The sequence below is a fragment of the Rhizobium sp. HT1-10 genome (assembly GCF_049472505.1).
Lineage (GTDB): Bacteria > Pseudomonadota > Alphaproteobacteria > Rhizobiales > Rhizobiaceae > Rhizobium.
The window spans coordinates 37957-51105 of the sequence record NZ_JBCEBQ010000005.1 but is presented as its reverse complement, the minus strand read 5'-3'; the positions used below and the strand labels follow the sequence as shown (position 1 = coordinate 51105).

The 13149-nt window shown below is 56.2% G+C and carries 15 protein-coding genes; 6 read left to right on the top strand and 9 right to left on the bottom strand.

Going from position 1 to position 13149, the window contains the following annotated elements; genetic code table 11:
* Window positions 1-96: 96 nt before the first annotated feature.
* Window positions 97-774, bottom strand: coding sequence for a permease (locus VH564_RS14665; RefSeq protein ID WP_423340588.1), 678 nt, complete (start codon window positions 772-774; stop codon window positions 97-99).
* A 701-nt stretch (window positions 775-1475) separates the two neighbouring features.
* Between VH564_RS14665 and VH564_RS14660 the strand changes: the two genes are divergently transcribed.
* The gene (locus VH564_RS14660) at window positions 1476-2777 is read left to right on the top strand and encodes a tyrosine-type recombinase/integrase (RefSeq protein ID WP_423340587.1); all 1302 of its coding nucleotides are present in this window, start codon (window positions 1476-1478) and stop codon (window positions 2775-2777) included.
* A gap of 5 nt (window positions 2778-2782) precedes the next feature.
* A complete protein-coding gene (locus VH564_RS14655) occupies window positions 2783-3751 on the top strand; it encodes a hypothetical protein (RefSeq protein ID WP_423340586.1) in 969 nt (322 codons plus the stop codon).
* 80 nt (window positions 3752-3831) lie between these two features.
* Here the strand turns inward: VH564_RS14655 and VH564_RS14650 are convergent, their stop codons facing one another.
* A complete protein-coding gene (locus tag VH564_RS14650; RefSeq protein WP_423340585.1) occupies window positions 3832-4053 on the bottom strand; it encodes a helix-turn-helix transcriptional regulator in 222 nt (73 codons plus the stop codon).
* A gap of 467 nt (window positions 4054-4520) precedes the next feature.
* Window positions 4521-5432, bottom strand: a complete 912-nt coding sequence (locus tag VH564_RS14645) for an AraC family transcriptional regulator (protein ID WP_423340584.1) — start codon at window positions 5430-5432, stop codon at window positions 4521-4523.
* 104 nt (window positions 5433-5536) lie between these two features.
* On the opposite strand from VH564_RS14645, the gene VH564_RS14640 reads away from it, so the two are divergent.
* On the top strand, window positions 5537-6604 hold the full coding sequence (locus VH564_RS14640) for an aldo/keto reductase (protein ID WP_423340583.1): 1068 nt from the start codon (window positions 5537-5539) through the stop codon (window positions 6602-6604).
* A 130-nt stretch (window positions 6605-6734) separates the two neighbouring features.
* On the opposite strand, the gene tnpC is transcribed toward VH564_RS14640, so the two are convergent.
* From tnpC to tnpA, 3 genes are all read right to left on the bottom strand, one after another.
* Window positions 6735-8309, bottom strand: a complete 1575-nt coding sequence (gene tnpC / locus VH564_RS14635) for an IS66 family transposase (protein ID WP_423340582.1) — start codon at window positions 8307-8309, stop codon at window positions 6735-6737.
* Window positions 8310-8378: 69 nt separating this feature from the next.
* Entirely contained in the window at window positions 8379-8732 is a 354-nt protein-coding gene (gene tnpB / locus VH564_RS14630; RefSeq protein WP_423340581.1) for an IS66 family insertion sequence element accessory protein TnpB, read from the bottom strand.
* Window positions 8729-9154 (bottom strand): IS66-like element accessory protein TnpA, encoded by a 426-nt coding sequence (tnpA, locus tag VH564_RS14625; protein ID WP_423340580.1) that lies wholly within the window; start codon window positions 9152-9154, stop codon window positions 8729-8731. The genes tnpB and tnpA overlap by 4 nt, the downstream gene beginning before the upstream one ends.
* Before the next feature lie 172 nt (window positions 9155-9326).
* Here tnpA and VH564_RS14620 point away from each other — a divergent pair, with 172 nt between their 5' ends.
* Window positions 9327-9824: a GXWXG domain-containing protein gene (locus VH564_RS14620; RefSeq protein ID WP_423340825.1), complete on the top strand. Its 498-nt coding sequence runs from the start codon at window positions 9327-9329 to the stop codon at window positions 9822-9824.
* A gap of 41 nt (window positions 9825-9865) precedes the next feature.
* Here the strand turns inward: VH564_RS14620 and VH564_RS14615 are convergent, their stop codons facing one another.
* The 3 genes from VH564_RS14615 to VH564_RS14605 all read right to left on the bottom strand — a co-directional run bounded on the left by VH564_RS14615 (window position 9866) and on the right by VH564_RS14605 (window position 11638).
* A complete protein-coding gene (locus VH564_RS14615) occupies window positions 9866-10162 on the bottom strand; it encodes a DUF982 domain-containing protein (RefSeq protein ID WP_080867992.1) in 297 nt (98 codons plus the stop codon).
* Window positions 10163-10387: 225 nt separating this feature from the next.
* A complete protein-coding gene (locus VH564_RS14610) occupies window positions 10388-10858 on the bottom strand; it encodes an Hsp20 family protein (RefSeq protein WP_423340579.1) in 471 nt (156 codons plus the stop codon).
* A gap of 264 nt (window positions 10859-11122) precedes the next feature.
* A complete protein-coding gene (locus tag VH564_RS14605; RefSeq protein ID WP_080867988.1) occupies window positions 11123-11638 on the bottom strand; it encodes a metallophosphoesterase family protein in 516 nt (171 codons plus the stop codon).
* A 125-nt stretch (window positions 11639-11763) separates the two neighbouring features.
* On the opposite strand from VH564_RS14605, the gene VH564_RS14600 reads away from it, so the two are divergent.
* Complete coding sequence (locus VH564_RS14600) at window positions 11764-12213, top strand: DUF2383 domain-containing protein (protein ID WP_423340578.1); 450 nt, start codon at window positions 11764-11766, stop codon at window positions 12211-12213.
* A 158-nt stretch (window positions 12214-12371) separates the two neighbouring features.
* Complete coding sequence (locus VH564_RS14595) at window positions 12372-12968, top strand: alpha/beta hydrolase (protein ID WP_080867987.1); 597 nt, start codon at window positions 12372-12374, stop codon at window positions 12966-12968.
* Window positions 12969-13149 lie beyond the last annotated feature (181 nt).

Below are 13149 nucleotides of genomic sequence, written 5' to 3'. Positions count from 1 at the left end.
GTCTTACTGTCAGCTTCTGGCGAGGGGCGAAGCTCGGTTAACAACGGCATGGACTTGCCACCCGTGTGAAACCAGCAGCTTTTTTATGGCGGTTCGTTATTTCCAGTTTTTCAACGACCAGCCGATGACGAACGCGACCGCGAAAATCACGATGATCGCGGTTAAGAACTTTCGCACGAACAGTGCTATCCCAGACGCTGTGCTCATTCCAAGATCTAATTTAAACCAGCGAACCTCAGCTGCGCCGTACCAGATCGTCGATAAAGCGATGACGACAATTCCCGATGTCAAACCCGCCAAATGGGGAATAAGGAGCAGGTCCAGGCCAATGCCCGCCACGAACACAAATACCGTGGCGACATAACACTGGCTGTAAAACGGTGGTCGAAGGGCGTCTCTTGTGAGCTTTATCGACTTCCCTCTCACCAGCGTGACCGCCATCACCAAGGGAAGCACGCCAAAGATCACCCCACGCGCCAGCAATAGATTAGCGGTCGGTGCCAAAAGTGGAGGGAGAGTGGCATCCGTATATATAGACGGCATAGCGCTGGAGATGACTTGCGCGAGTAAAAGCGTGAGGAGCAGGAACAACGGCGGGGAGAGTGTATCACTGTACTGATCTTCGGCAGGATCCGCCAACTCATCATCGGCATACTGCATCATCCGAAGTGGGCTTACGATGGAACTCCATAGTGTGATTGGGTAGAACACGAGCCAGGATACAACCTCGTAAAGGAGTTCCTCAACTGATTTCAGCAGTTTCATGAAGTCCATTCATCGCCTCCCTTTCGATCCTGACCTTCCGCACGGCTACCATAGAGGCGGCACCTTAGCTTGCCACTCATCGCTCGTCACACAGCGATATTCAACTTGGGACGCTTCCAGAACAGTCAATCATTTCAAGCCGTCGTTTCAACGAATAATTCTCTCGCCGGCCCGTTCGGGCGAGGAAGTTGGCACGCCGGGGACGCCAGGAGCGAGAGGTGCCGTGACAACTGGGAGACCGTAGAAGAGCGCGGCATCATTCAGCAACTGGTTCGGGACGGTCTATGGCGAGGCGAACGTCGATGGTCGGGGCCCATGAGCTCCGAAAGACGTTGGCTCAGCTGCTGGCCGAAAGCGGCAACAGCAATGGCAAGCTCAAAGCTCGGTTCGCCTGGAAGAGCGATGCGATGGCGAACCATTACACGCTAGCCCCTCAACAGGAATCCAACGAGAGGATTAGTTAAATTGGCTAGTAGATTCAGATACTTGAAAAAGCAGTGGCGACCCCTGCAGGATTCGAACCTGCGACCACCTGCTTAGAAGCAGTCTGGTCACATGATGTCAGGTGCGGTCAGGTGGGTTCAGTTGGTATTGAACCATTGAATTCGTTGACTTTTTCCGGTTTTCAGCGTTTTGTTTAGCGTGATAGCCGGAACCACCTTTTTGCGGCTGTTGTTGCCCACGACGTAGCCCGGAAAAGGAGCCCAAACATGACCCGTGTACGCGCGCTTACTGAGGAAGACATTGCCGCGCTCAAGCCAAAACGCTCTGGCGAACGCTACGACCATCCTGACCCGCTCACGAAACATCTTTGCGTCCGCGTCGGAAAAAAGAAGAAGGTTTTCGTGTTCGTCGTTCGCTTTCCAGGATCGAAAAGCCCGACCCGAAAAACGATCGGCGATTTTCCCGCCATGTCCCTTGACGCGGCGCGACAGGTTGCAGCGGAGTGGACCTCGCAGATAGTGAGAGGGATCGATCCGAAGGCGGAAGCCGCCCGCCTGACGAGGGAGCACACCCTTTCGAGGAGGAGCACCTTCCGTTCAGTGATGGAGGACTATATCGAATATCTGCCGACGAGAAAGTTCAACCGTCACGCTCTGAAGGATGCCGCCACGCTTCGGCACGACGTCATGGATCCGGCTCGAAACCCTTGGCTAGACAAGCCAATCGCGGACGTGACGGATGAAGACATCAGCGATCTCATTGTGGCGATCAAGGCTGACGGCCATCCGGTGCAAGCGCTCCAGACATTTTCCCTGATGAAGACATTCTATCTGTGGGCCATTTCCCCTCTCCGTCGGCATCAATACGGGCTGGACGTCAATCCCTTGCGAGACGTCAAGCCGATTCAGCTAAATCTCCACGCCAAGAAAAGAAAGGTGCTTCCAACGACCAACGAGCTAAGGGCCTACTGGACGGCGGCCGAACATACGCCCTACCCTTACGGTCGCTTTTACAAGGCCCTCGTGCTGACGGGCGCTGTTCGAAGAACAGCCCTGGCAAATGCTAGGTGGTCGCAGTTCGACTTGAAGGACCGAGTTTGGACCGTGCCCGAGGAAATGGTCAAGAACGGGGAAGAACTCCCCGAGCATAAAGTGCCCCTTACCAAGGAGATGATGCAGTTGCTGGAGGAGCTCCGCGCAAACCAGCACCCCAGCCATGGGGATTTTATCTTCAGCACGACCAACGGCCAGAAGCCCATCAACAGCTTTGGAAAAGCCGTCACCGCCCTGCGCGCCAAGATGGCTGTGGCGCTGAACGAAATCGCTCCGGAAGACAAGGTCCGTCTGATCCGACTACACGACACGAGGAAACTGGTCCGGTCCAGCCTCAGCAACCTGGGCGTCAGAAATGAAGTGTCCGAGGCCGTGATCGGTCATAGCAAAAAGGGTATCGAGGGAGTGTACGATCTCCATCGCTACCTACCGCAGATGCGAAAGGCGCTCGACCTTTTCTGCAGCAGGCTGATGGCCGTGATCGATGGAACTGCAATAGATTTCTTTCAGGACTGAGCGCCATGAAAAAGATCCAGACCACTTCCGCATCCATCACCGTGACACGCCAGCAACTCTACGAGATGGTGTGGTCAGCGCCCGCCTACCACGCGGCCAAGCAGCTTGAAATCTCCTCAAGGTATCTGACAACTCTCTGCCGCTGGCTGGACGTGCCAGCCCCTCCGCGCGGCTATTGGAGAAGGCTTACCACTGGTGGCCGGCCCCCGCAGCCGCCACTCCCCGCCGACAGTCCCGGATCGCCGAAAGTCTGGTCGAAAGGTAATAGGTCTCCTCAGCCATTGCCTCAGCGGATCAGCGTGTATCCCAGACCTCAGCCGATCGCAGCGCCGCACCGGAAAACCCACAAGATGATCCGCGAAGCTACGCAGCACTTCCGTAATGCAAGTTCCGCCACGGATGGATATCTACGGCCAGAGAAGAAGCTCCTTCCCGACATTCTGATGTCGCGAAAGAGTGTCGACCGAGCGCTAGCATTTGCCAGTCTGCTCTACAACGAACTGGAAGCGAGGGGCTACCGGATGACGATAGCCGAGGGGTTCGAACTGCTAATCCGCGCGCAGATCCACCCAGAAGAACTGAGCGGACCGTGGCACGGCAAAAGGGTTCCATGGTCTCCGTTACGCCCCACGGTCGCCTATGTCCACGGCGTGCCTATCGGTCTAACACTGGAAGAAATTCTAAAATCGGTGCAGGTGCGCTACGTCGGCGACAACCGATATGTTCCCGAAACCGAATACCACGCAGACAAACATGTCGGACACACGTGGAAAACAGAAAAAAATATGCCTACAGGAAAACTCAGGCTCGTTGCATACAGCCCATTCTACGATCTGCCTTGGATGCAGCGCTGGGAAGAAAGAGAGATTGCGCAACTAGACAGCGAGATAGATAGGGTCATCCTATCACTGGAGAGTGGAGCCCTGGATCTTTCGCTGCGTTTGGAAAGGGCCGGACGCTATTTTGGCGACTGACGCGAAGTTCGTGACACTGGCCGCAACCTCTATTGCTCGTCCGGCCCGTCCGCATCCAGCGTTTCGGTTTCGGATTGGTATCATTGGCCGTCCCGGTTTCGGGCTCGTCGTTCTGGCTGTTCCGCAGGACGCGCTGCCAACCAACGATGAATCTCGGCAATCGGGAAGCCGATGCGACCGTTCGTCAGACGAACGGCGGCCACGAATTTCCCGTCTTTTCGAAGCCGGAAGATTGTCGACTTGGACAACGAGGTCAGCTCGCACACTTGTCTAAGGGTGTAGATACCGTTTGCATTCAGCACTGCCCGCTCCTTCCAAGTCGATGTTGCCGCAGAGCTGCGCGAAACCTCGTCCGTCGCCAAGTTGAGAGGAGGCTTGCATTCGGCGATCACTAATCATAGCCAAGCCAAGGCATAGATGTAGGTTGAACTAACAACGGTCATATTTTTCGTACGATCGCACGAAGAAGCCGATCATTAGCTGATGCCTAGTCCAAGGGAGCCAAACTAGTTCTTGTGACGTAAAGCAATTCGCATGATCGGTCGAAAAAACGGTCTGTTTGTTGCAAGTCGCTGGGTTCTTGCAATATGGATCGCACAGACGAAACCTAAATCTTCGAGCGACTGCTGTCTCAAATTCTCTGACGGCAAAAGTTATCCACAGGAAAATTTTTCAAACCGTAACCGATGTGCCAGTCACACCCTGGCGAGAGAGTTCCGTATTCGGTCCTATAGGTCGGAAGCGGCCCCAATGCTGCAAAACGTATTCTTTAAAGGTCAAGGTGTTGCAAACGGAAACTGGAAGGGTTGATGCCGAACGTTCTTTTGAACGCGATACTGAAAGCTGTGTCAGAGCTGTAGCCAACTGAATATGCGACATCCACGATAGAATGACGTTCCCGTTTCAAAGATGCGGCAGCCACCATCATGCGCCAATGCGTCAGATAGTCGAGCGGCGCTCTCCCGACACGTTCCTTGAACTTCAGCGAAAAGGCCGTCCGCGACATTCCCACCGCTTGCGCAAGAAGATCGACAGTCCAGCGTCGGCTTACATCGCCATGCATCAACGATAGAGACGCTGCGATCTTGGGATCTGTCATGGCCGCGAGCCATCCTTGAACAAAGTCTCCCTTGGATATGTAAGCACGGATGATGTGGACCAGAACGAGATTGGCAAGGCTGGACGCCGCGATGAAAGTCCCAGGAGCACCGTGTCCGTTGCTTTCGAAACTTAACAATGGCAGCAATGCTTCAAGCTGTTCACTCCCAAGACTTCCCTTCGCGATGTGAACAATCGGCGGCAGAAAGCTCAACAGACCTGCCACTCGATCATCTGAAAAAGAGAACCTTCCCGCCGCTGCTATCGTGAGTTCGCCAGCATTCCCATAGCGAACGATACCGTCTGAACCGATGTGTTCATTGAAAATCGAAGCTCCATCCATAGGCTGAAGGCTGGGATCGGACGCAACGCAGTAAGACTTACCATTGGTCAAAAGGTAAAAGTCCCCAGCCTCCAGCCGAATGGGCTTTCCTTCATCGACCCAGACCCACCGACTTCCTTCGATGACGGTGCCAAACTTCATGTGCCGATAGGTGGGATAACGGATCGCGTGCGGCCCTCGCGTCTCCAGGCGAGACGACAGGACGCTATCGATCCGCAGAAGCCTTAGAATATCAGACAAAGGGTCCAAATCTGAACGCTCAAAAAGATTATATGGGGTTTAGCTTATAGCGGAGGTCGTTACGGGAGGCCATACCCTACCATGGAAACAATGGGAGTATTAAGATGCTTTACGCTAAACTTGGTAATACGGGTGTCTTCGTGTCACGCTTCTGTTTAGGTGCTATGACGTTTGGTGGGGCAGACAACCCAGCAGGCAACGCCATCGGTAGACTGGGACAATCAGAGACGGACGCTATCGTCGGCCAAGCCCTCGACGCAGGAATTAACTTCGTTGACACCGCAGACGTCTATGGCGGCGGAGGCTCGGAAACACTACTTGGCCAGGCATTGAAGCATCGACGTCACGATGTGGTTCTCGCCACCAAATTTAGCGGGCGTGCAGGCCAAGGGCCCAATCAAGTTGGCCAATCTCGGCTCCATCTGATGAATTCGCTGGAGCAGAGCCTGACTCGGCTTCAGACCGATCATATCGACCTCTATCAGATACACAATTTTGATCCGTTCACACCAGCAGAAGAAGCGTTAAGAGCGCTGGATGATGCGGTGCGCCAAGGAAAGGTGCGCTACATCGGCTGCTCAAATTTGGCCGCTTGGCAATTGATGAAGGCGCTCGGCCTATCGAACCGGGATAAACTCGCGTCTTTCGTTTCGGTACAGTCCTTCTACTCGCTGGCGGGTCGCGATATCGAGGATGAACTCGTCCCCGCAATCACCGACTCGAATGTGGGATTGCTGTGCTGGAGCCCGCTTGCTGGCGGGCTATTGTCTGGGAAATTTGATCGCCAAGGCGCTATGGACCCTTCTTCGCGCCGAGCCAAGATTCAGTTTCCTCCGGTCGATGACACTAAGGTGTTCGACATCATTGATGTTCTCAAACGTGTTGCCGAGAAACACGAAGCAAGCGCCGCTCAAATTGCGTTGGCATGGCTGCTTGCACGCCCATTTGTCACCAGCGTCATAGTTGGCATAAAACAACCGGAACAGTTGGCAGATAATCTCAAGGCCTTCGATATCGCATTAACGGACGATGATCTGAAGCATCTTGACGAAGTGAGCCGCTCCCCCGCCCGCTATCCCGGTTGGATTCAAAGCTACAATGCCAAAGGACGCGTACCTCAGGGTTACGAGTTTGAAGGAGCAACTTGGTCGCTAGGTGAGCGTCCGAGCTAGTGCTTCTCTGCAAGAGACGCACCCCGTTGAGATACTGAGACTTTAAGAGGGTGAAGTAGTTGAGGGCTACGGCGGCCATCCGCTATTCGGTGCATAGTTGCCGTAGCCTTTGTAGCGTCAGATACTGTTGTCACCGGCTACAAATGCTTTGTGCGGTGAAATAATTCCATGGCAGCAGCTCATTGATCCGACTCTGCTTATGACCGTTGACGATGGCGGTGAGCGTGCTGGTCAGGTAGGTAAGCGGATCGACGGCATTCAGTTTGCAGGTCTCAATCAGCGACGCCATGGTCGCCCAGTTCTCGGCTCCTGTGTCGTGGCCAGCAAAAAGTGCATTTTTGCGATTAAGAGCAATCGGCCGGATGGTTCGCTCGACGGCATTGTTGTCAATCTCGACGCGCCCGTCGGTCAGGAAGAGCCTCAGGCCATCCCAATATTTGGCGATGTACGCCAGAGCCTCGCCGATTGGGGATTTGGCCGCAACACGGGCGCGGTGATGGAGGAGCCAAGCCTGCATGTCGCACACCAATGGCGCTGACCGTTCCTGTCGCCCCGCAAGGCGAGCCTTTGGACCGAGGCCACGCAGTTCGGCCTCAATTCGATACAGTTCACCGATCCGTTTGACGCCGTCCTCGGCAATGGGTGCTGAGCCGTTGCGGGTGATCTCCACCAGCTTGCGACGCGCATGTGCCCAACAATATGCAAGCCGAATGTCCGGGCCAATCCTGTCTGGTCCGATCAGCCTGTTGTATCCGGCATAGCCATCGACCTGCAGGATACCGGAGAAGCCCTGCAATATCCGTTCGGCATTAATGCCGCCTCGACCAGGCGAATAGGTGAAGGCCACGCCCGGTGGAGCGCCGCCGCCCCACGGTCGATCATCCCGCGCCAGCGCCCAGAAGTATCCGGTCTTGGTTTTGCGCGAGCCGGGATCGAGCACCGGCGCACGGGTCTCGTCCATGAACAGCTTGGTCGAGCGCTTCAGATCCGCAATCAGGGCATCGAAGACGGGGCGCAGTTCATAGGCTGCCCGACCGACCCAGTCGGCAAGCGTAGAGCGGTCGAGATCGATGCCCTGGCGGCCAATGATCTGGGCCTGTCGATAAAGCGGAAGGTGATCCGCGTATTTGGAAACCAGCACATGCGCCACCGTCGCTTCCGTCGGCAGTCCCGCCTGGATCAGCCGCGCTGGAGCCGGGGCCTGAACGACGCCATCGGTGCAGGCACGGCACGCATATTTAGGGCGTCGCGTGACGATGACGCGGAACTGCGCCGGGACGATGTCCAATCGCTCGGAGACATCTTCGCCGATACAATGCAGGCAACAGCCGCAAGCACAGACCAAGCTTTCCGGCTCGATGATCTCTTCGACACGGGGAAGATGCTTTGGAAGGGAACCGCGATTGATCGCGCGTGGCTTGGCGATCCTGTTCCCGACAGGAACGTCCGCTTCATCCTCGGCATGGATCGCGGCCATGGCCGTCTCCAGGTCTTCCAGAGCCAGATCGAACTGGTCGGGATCGGTCTTCTCGGACTTGCGCCCAAACGCGGCCTGCTTGAAGGCCGAGACTAGCTTCTCCAGCCGTTCGATCCGCTCATCCTTGCGGGCGATCTGGGCGTCTTTGCCCGCCTCGCGTGCCTGCGCCGCGATCAGCATCGCCTTCAGGGAAGCAACATCATCAGGAAGGTCGGCGGTATCAAGCATGGCCAGAACCTACCAAATACCGCGCCGATTTGCTTATGGATTTTACAGTCCTGAGTCATCGTGCCGCAGCTATTCGATGGCCTCCGGCGTCCTCGTCTGGATGGCATGAACCCGCCGCCAATCGAGGCCAGCAAATAGGGCTTCGAACTGGGCGTGGGTCAGCGTCATCAGTCCGTCCTTGATGCCGGGCCAGGTAAAGGTGTGCTCTTCCAACTGCTTGTAGGCCAGGACGATACCAGAGCCATCCCAGTAGATCAGCTTCAGTCGATCTGCCTTACGAGACCGGAACACAAAGACTGTTCCCGTGAACGGGTCCTTGTGCAGCTCGTTCTTTACCAGCGCCGCCAATCCGTTATGACCTTTCCGGAAGTCCACGGGCTTGGTTGCCACCATGATCCGCACCCGGTTCGATGGAAAGATCATGTCGACGCCGCCAAGGCACGCGCAATGGCGGCGATCCGGGCGGCCGACGCACCTTCCTCAAGACGGATCGTGACCGGACCCACCACGATCTCGGCGCGGCCAACCGCCTTTGGCGACGATTCCGAAATTGGCGGATCGACGATCACCGCCGCGAACTCTACCGCATCCTCCGGCTCTGGCAGGATCAGCTTGCCCTGCCGCGCCATCGTCCGCCAGGTGGAAAGGCTGTTGGCTCGCAATCCGTAACGCTGTGCAACTTCATTGACCGTCGTGCCAGCCCTCAAGCTTTCCGAAACAATCTTAGCCTTGACCTCGTCCGGCCAATGTCGGTGAGCCTCACGTCCAAGCTTTCTGGTTGTGAGAAACTCCAATGAGGTCTCCATGGAGAAACTCCCGTTCTTCATCCATAGAAAGTCAATCACAAATTAAGCGGCACCGAGCAATGTGGGGGAGGAACACCGGTTACGGTTGGTGGGTGCCGGATCTGGACGAGCTGCGGGTTGCACGGCAGAAGGCCAGATCGAAACGGCGCGCGGAGCAACGGCGGCAGGGAGATCAGGTTTGACCAGCAACATTGTCGAGCGGGAACAGGCGATGAATCAAATGGAAAGGTTTCAAAAGCTCCCGCCGGTGGATCCGCACGAGATGATCGGACTTTGGAAGGGCCGGGGTATTCCGTCCGGCCACCCTCTGGACGGCGTGCTCGAAAACCTCGGCTGGTTTGGCAAACGGTTCTCGGCTCAGATGCGTGCCGATGCGCTGTTGTTCCGCGGAGGGGAGAAACGCCTCGTCGCTATCGAACCGGCCTGGATTCCGCTCCGTCTTGCACTCCGTTTCCACAAGATCGGCAGGACCCGAGCCGCGAGCAATCTGTTTTCCTATTTGCTGCGCCGTCTGAGAGCCAAAGGTCCTGTAGCGTCATTGAAAGCCGTGCCGTTCCAGGGGGTGACAAGTGCTGCGATGGCCTATGACACCCAGTCCATCGTCGATCATTTTCGCAAGGTCGACGATGATCGCCTCATGGGAGCCATGGTGATCGAAGGCGACGAGCGCGTCTATTTCTTCGAGCTCGAGCGCGTTGAAGAGGTGTGAACCTATGCGGCAGGCCCGGCCTGCCGCATCAAGCTAGTTGCTTATCGAATATGCGGGTCGCTGTTGCGCTTGCTGCTGTGGGCGACCAAACTGCCGATTTCCGGCGCGAGCAGATCGTGCCGCTCGGCGAACGCGACAAAAACCGCCCGGGCCGTCTGGGCGTCGATTTCACCGTTGATCGCGGCCTTGCACGCTTTGAGCGCCAACTCGCGCGAATGATCTGCGGCAGTTCGCCAATCCATCAGGATCTGGTAGGCATGCATGACCGAGTTGACCTCGGTCGGGATACCGAGACCCAAGAGGATCGTGACGGGCTCCTCGAACATATCGGGTTTCATGGGCTGCTCCTTTCCGTCTTCCCCGATCGTGTGATTGGATGAAGCGGGGAGCGCTGGAACGCTCCCCGCTTGGATCATGTTCTGGCATTCAACGACGGCTGCGACTTAAATCTCTCGAAAGCACGCATTATCAGGGTCTCCGTTGCGTCCGTTGCTTTCCGGACGCGTCGCTTCCTGATTTCCACGACGAAGTTTTTCGATACACGCTTTTTCATCGCGGATGCCTTACGCGACCTGACGTTCCGCTTCGATCTGCAGTGGGGCAGCCTGTTCGCTAGCCGTGCCGATCGCGATCTTGCGCGGCTTCATGGCTTCCGGGATTTCGCGTTTCAAAGCGATGCTCAGGAGACCGTTGACCAAGGAGGCATCTTCCACCTTCACATGGTCGGCCAGTTCAAACCGGCGCTCGAACGAACGCCCGGCAATACCGCGATGGAGATATTCGCCGTCCTTCACTTCGGCCTTCTGACCTTTAATAACCAGTACGTTGCGTTCTTGGACGATGTCGAGATCGGAGTCACCGAACCCTGCCACCGCCATTTCGATGCGGTAGTCGTCGTCGCTGGTCTTGACGATGTCGTAAGGCGGCCAGGTGTCGATCGCCTGCAGGCGCTGCGCGTTGTTCAAGAGATTGAAGATGCGGTCGAAGCCGACGCTGGAGCGATAGAGCGGTGCAAAATCAAGATCGTTTCTCATAACCAAATCCTCCGTAAAGCGAGATGGAATGGAGACGCGGAAACTCGCGCCCCCGGTTCTGCCAGCCCCTATCGGCGGCTGACGAAAATGATCTAATTTCGGCGAAAAAGGGTTTCAAGATTTCCGCCGAATTTTTTTCGAGGTCCTTTCGCGGCGCCCGGAGGTCAGCCATATACCGAGGCGGGAGCGGTTGGATGCTCGTAATTTTGAGAAGGATCGATCGATCAAGTTCAATGACGACAAATCCACCTTGCCGTCTCAAGGTTAGTGCGGCACGGACGCCTGAGCCCGGCCCTGCTTGCTGATAATTTGCGCCAACGTGACGGGCCTTAGCCGCTGCGCATCGACCCCGACATCGAACTGGCGTGGAAGCGGCTTGAGTTTGCCGTGCGAATGCCCATGCAAATTGATGGATTTCCTACCCATCTTATTCCACGTTCGAAACGCGTAATGGCAGAGAATGAGATGCAAGCCGTTAACTTCTAGCTCGCGATAATGCTGAACCGATGTCCAGTGGCTGGCTGACGTCGTCGTCTCCGGATCGTTATTCCCGACGATCAGATGTTTACGACCATGGAGCTTGCCCAAAAGCTCGTCGCAGTCGCCGCCCTTGACTGACATGAAGTCGCCGAGGTGCCAGACATCGTCGTCGTCACCGACCACGGCATTCCAGGTTTCGATGAGAGCGGCATCGTGCTCCGCCATATTAGGGAACGGACGTCGGTCGATCCTCAGGACCCTGGGATCGGCGAAATGGGTGTCACTCGTGAAGAAGATCATGCGGCCAAAATAGGTTCAGCTAGTCATGATGCAAGGCGATAGAAATTTTGCATGCTGCACCCGTTCGGGGAACAACGTGCGCCTGCTGACGTTTTCGAGGTCCCGCAACAATTGGAGAAGTCGAAATGGTCACCATGGTTGGCAACGAAGGCAATATCGAAAAACTCGTTAAAGACCTCATCTATCTCGAGCACGATGCAATCGCCGCTTACGACTCCTGCATCGAGAGGCTTGACGACAAGACCTTCAGTGCGAAACTTGCCGAGTTCAAGCAGGACCATCTACAGCATGTCATCGTGCTCAACGAGATGGCCCGCGAGCTTGGCATCGAAGCGCCGACCGAAGGCGACATGAAACAGATGTTGACCACAGGCAAGATCGCGCTGGCAGACCTCATGGGCGACTCGGCGATCCTGAAAGCCATGAAGACGAACGAAGATGATACCGTCACCGCTTACGAGCGGGCATCGCGCCACGAAGATGCCATCCCCCAGTCAAAGGCATTCTTCATGAAGGCCCATGAAGATGAGCTTCGGCATCGTGCCTGGATGGAAACGACGGCCAAGGCAATGTGATCTGGAGGTTCCCGGCGAGGATCCTCATTTAAGGATCATTCCCGAACATACCACAGCTTGCAGCGATCGATTGTCGCGTTGCTGTTGGACGGGATAACGAGGGCGCTCCCGCACGCGATTGAGCGCCCTTTCCTTGTCAGCCACTGGATCGGAAGCATATGGCAGCATCCCACCTCATTATTTGCCTTCACGGTATCGGCGCCTCGGGCGCACAGATGAAGCCAATTGCCGATTCATGGCGCGGCCATTTCCCTGGGGCGACATTCGTGACGCCGGATGCACCGCTGAAAAACGGCTACGGTGGCCATCAATGGTTTAAAGTCGATGGTATGCAACTCGACTCCGCGCGTATTCAGGAAGCTCGTGGCGCCTTCGACGCAACGATTGGCGACGTTATTCGGCGCGAAGGTTTCGATGGAAAGAACGGCAGCATCGCCTTCGTCGGCGTGTCGCAAGGTGCAATCGTAGCGCTTGACGCAGTCGCATCCGGTCGCTGGAAAGTTGGAGCGCTTGTGGCCTTCTCCGGTTTGCTGCCGCCAACGACGATTTCCCGGTCTGGCAATCGGACCCCGGTGCTCCTCATTCATGGAGCCGACGACCGGACCATCCCGTCGATGGCCTCGACTGTCGCAGCCGGAGAGTTGAAGGTGGCCGGTTTTCAGGTTGAAATCGATATTGAGCCAAGGGTCGGCCACACCATTTCACTCAGCGGCGCGAACAAGGCGCTTCAATTTCTCCGCCGGACGCTTTTGTAGCCCGCAATGCTGACGTCTCTCTTCCTCGAATGCGGTTGGGCGCAACACGGAGAGCGGTTTTATGAACTTTAACCTCATTAAATCAACGTCACATCGTGTCTTTGAATTGCCGTCTGCTTGTTTGGGCGGTGAAGTTATGTTGAAGTCCTGATCACTCCCACCTCGGATAATGAGGTCACGC